The 3,487-nt window shown below is 73.5% G+C and carries 3 protein-coding genes; 2 read left to right on the forward strand and 1 reads right to left on the reverse strand.

What is annotated here, in order from left to right; all coding sequences use genetic code 11:
- On the reverse strand, positions 1–638 hold a 638-nt coding region (locus AC1DXV_RS32800; RefSeq protein WP_477937675.1), incomplete at its 3' end, for a tetratricopeptide repeat protein.
- Between the two features lie 173 nt (positions 639–811).
- Here AC1DXV_RS32800 and AC1DXV_RS32805 point away from each other — a divergent pair.
- Both AC1DXV_RS32805 and AC1DXV_RS32810 read left to right on the forward strand, forming a co-directional pair.
- Positions 812–1,975, forward strand: a complete 1,164-nt coding sequence (locus AC1DXV_RS32805; RefSeq protein ID WP_477937677.1) for an imelysin family protein — start codon at positions 812–814, stop codon at positions 1,973–1,975.
- Positions 1,972–3,405 carry a di-heme oxidoreductase family protein gene (locus AC1DXV_RS32810; RefSeq protein WP_477937679.1) on the forward strand — a complete coding sequence of 478 codons (1,434 nt, stop codon included), beginning with the start codon at positions 1,972–1,974 and terminating at the stop codon, positions 3,403–3,405. Before AC1DXV_RS32805 ends, AC1DXV_RS32810 begins: the two co-directional genes overlap by 4 nt.
- Positions 3,406–3,487: the final 82 nt, after the last annotated feature.

Raw genomic sequence — 3,487 nt, forward strand, 5'->3', positions numbered from 1 at the left:
GGGGCCGGCAGGGCCGGCAGGGCCGGCGATATGGCCGGCGCAAAGCCCATGTTCAAGCGCTCGGCGATGCGCGGCGCCAGCGCCAGTGCGCGCTGCGCCTCGTGCACTGCCTCGGGCATCGCCCAGCGCAGGTAGCGCAGCCGGGCCAGCGCCTCGTGCCAGGTGGCCTGGTCCGGTTGCAGCGCCAGCGCGGCGGCATAGCGGCGCTCGGCCTCGTCGAAGCGCTCCAGCTGCACGCACAGCCCGCCGAGCATCGCCAGGCCCTGCGCATCGTCGGGCCGCAGCTCGCAGGCGCGCTGCATCTCGGCGAGCGCTTCGGGCGCCTGGCCGAGTTGCAGCAGCGCGGTCGCGAGGTTCATCCGGTAGTCGGCGRCATCGGGTCGGCGGGCGATCGCGCGCCGCACGAAGGCGATGCCGAGCGCCGGCTGGCGCAGGCCCAGGTAGGCCACGCCGAGCAGGTGCAGGGCCTCGGGGTTCTCGGGCTGGGCGGACAGCGCGGCCTGGTACAGCGAGAAGGCCTCGCTCAGTCGGCCCTGGGCGTGCAGCGCCCGGCCCTGCGCCAGCGCAGCATCGGCGTCGACCGGACGCGCGGCGGCCGGCGCTGCCCTGACAGGCCGGTGGGAAGTCTTGTTGTTCATGGAATCGAAGTCGGAGCCGATGCAGCGAGGCATCGCAGGGCGACATCAGACACGCGCGCCGGAACGTACGCTGGCGCAGGGTCTTTCACACGCCGACATCCCCCGACATGAAGCATGTCCAGAGGGCGATGCGTGGTCTATATTGCAACGCCCAGGCCCCGAACAAGCACAAGATGAACAAGCGCGAGATGCTGCACGCCGTGGCCGCGGGGCTGGGAGCGATGGTGTGGCCGGCGCAGGCAGGCGCGACCACCGAGGTTGACGGCGTGGTCCGTCACTACGCGGTGCTCGTCCATGCCTCCTACAGCGACAGCCTGGCCGCCGCCCTCGCGATGCAGCAGGCCATCGCCGCCTTCCTCGCGCAGCCCTCGGCCGCCACGCTGAAGGCCGCCCGCACCGCCTGGCTCGACGCCCGCGAGTGGTACGGCCAGACCGAGGCCTTCCGCTTCTACGCCGGCCCGGTCGACGACGGCAAGGGGCCGGAGCAGCGCATGAACACCTGGCCGGTCGACGAGTCGTACATCGACTCCGTGCGCGACCGGCCCGACGCCGGCCTCATCAACAACCCGAAGGCGCCGCTGACGAAGGCGGCGCTGGCCGCGGCCAACATCCGCGGCGGGCTCGAGAACGTCTCCACCGGCTGGCATGCGATCGAGTTCCTGCTGTGGGGGCAAGACCTCAGCGAGACCGGCCCCGGCGAGCGCCCGTTCGAGGACTACGTCGATGGCAAGGGGCGGCATGCCGATCGCCGCCGCCAGTACCTCGCGGCCGTCACCGGCCTGCTGATCGACGATCTGCGTTACCTGATCGCCGCGTGGGCGCCCGACACGAAGGCGAACTACCGCGCGAAGTTCGAGCGCGGCGGCGTCGAATCGGTGCGGCGCATCGTCATCGGCATCGGCGCACTGTCGCGGGCCGAGCTGGCCGGCGAGCGCATGGAGGTCGCGCTGAACACGCAGGACCAGGAGGACGAACAGTCCTGCTTCTCCGACAACACGCACCGCGACATCGTCAACAACGCGCTGGGCATCGAGAACGTCTGGCTGGGCCGCTTCAGGCGGCGCGACGGCAGCCTGCTGCAAGGCCCGTCGCTGCGCGACCTGGTGGCGGCGAAGGATGCGGCGCAGGCCGAGCGCACCTCGCGGCAGATCGCCGCGTCGATCGCCGCGGCGCAGGCGATCCACCCGCCGTTCGACCGCGAGATCATCGGCAGCCGCAGCGCCCCCGGGCCGATGCGGGTGCGCGCGACCATCGACAGCGTGCTCGCGCAGGCGCGTGAACTGGGCGCGGCCGCCAACGCGATCGGCATCACGCGGCTGAACATGGTGAAGCCGTGAGGCGGCTCCAGCTCGGGCTGCTCGCGGCCGCCCTCGGCGCGAACGCGGCGCTGCTGCACGCCGCGCCCGCCGACGATGCGCTGACGCCCGACGAGCAGACCGGCGGCGCGACCACCGTCGCCGCGACCGGCCGCAATGCGTTCTCGTTCGCCGCCGCGAACCTGAGCGACGACGAGCGCACGCGCTTCGCGGTCGGCAACTCGTTCTTCCGGCGCAACTGGGTCGAAGCGCCRTCGTCGACCGCAGCGCGCGACGGGCTCGGGCCGCACTTCATCGCACGCTCGTGCGGCGGCTGCCACGTGCAGAGCGGCCGCGGCGCGCCGCCCGACTACACGAAGCCGCTCGATGCGCGCGGCGAGCCGCCGGTGGCGCTGCTGCTGCGCCTGTCGATCCCCGGCGAGGGCCCGCACGGCGGCCCGCGGCCCGACCCGATCTACGGCGACCAGCTGCGCACGCTGGCGGTGCCGGGCGTGCGCGTCGAGGGCCGCATCACGATGCAGGTGCGCACGCTGCACGGCCGCTTCGCCGACGGCACGCGCTACACGCTGCGGCAGCCGCGCTTCGGGCTGGCCGGCCTCGCGTACGGGCCGGCGTCGAAAGACCTGCAGCTCAGCCCGCGCCTTGCGTCGCAGCTGATCGGCGTGGGGCTGCTCGAAGCCATCCCCGCGCAGGAGATCCTCGACAACGCGACGCGCCAGGCCGCGGCGCCGGGCCCGGTCAAGGGCCGGCCCAACCAGGTCTGGGACGCGTTCGAGCAACGCATGATGCCCGGCCGCTTCGGCTGGAAGGCCAATGTCGCGACGCTCGCGCACCAGACCGCCGCGGCCTTCGTCGGCGACATCGRCATCACGTCGAGCCGCTTCCCCGAGGAGTCGTGCACCTTCACGCAGGACGACTGCCGCGCCGCGCCGCGCGGCGCGAAGGGCGAAGTGCCGGAGATCGACGACCGCACGCTCGGCGACGTGGTGTTCTACCAGGCGAGCCTCGCGCCGCCGGCGCGCCGCAACCCGGGCGATGCGCAGGTGAAGCGCGGCCGCGCGCTGTTCGAGCAGGCGCTGTGCGCCGCCTGCCACCGGCCGAGCTATGTCACCGGCGAGAGCCCGCTGCCGGCCTTCGCGAGCCCGGCGCTGAAGGGCCAGACGATCTGGCCGTACACCGACCTGCTGCTGCACGACATGGGCGAGGGCCTGGCCGACGGGCGGCCCGATTTCGGGGCCGACGGCCGCCAGTGGCGCACGCCGCCGCTGTGGGGCGTGGGGCTGATCCGCGACGTCAACGATCACCAGCAGCTGCTGCACGACGGCCGTGCGCGCGGCGTGCTCGAAGCGGTGCTGTGGCATGGCGGCGAGGCCGATGCGAGCCGGCGCCAGGTGCTGAAGATGACGGCGGCCGAGCGCGCGGCGCTGGTGCGCTTCGTGGAGTCGCTGTGAGCCGCGGCAACTGGACCCGGCGGCGCTGGCTGCAGGCCTCTGCGGCCGCGGCGCTGGGCGGCGCGTTCAGCGCGCCGTGGGC

It is taken from the genome of Rhizobacter sp. P3_C12 (assembly GCF_056402735.1).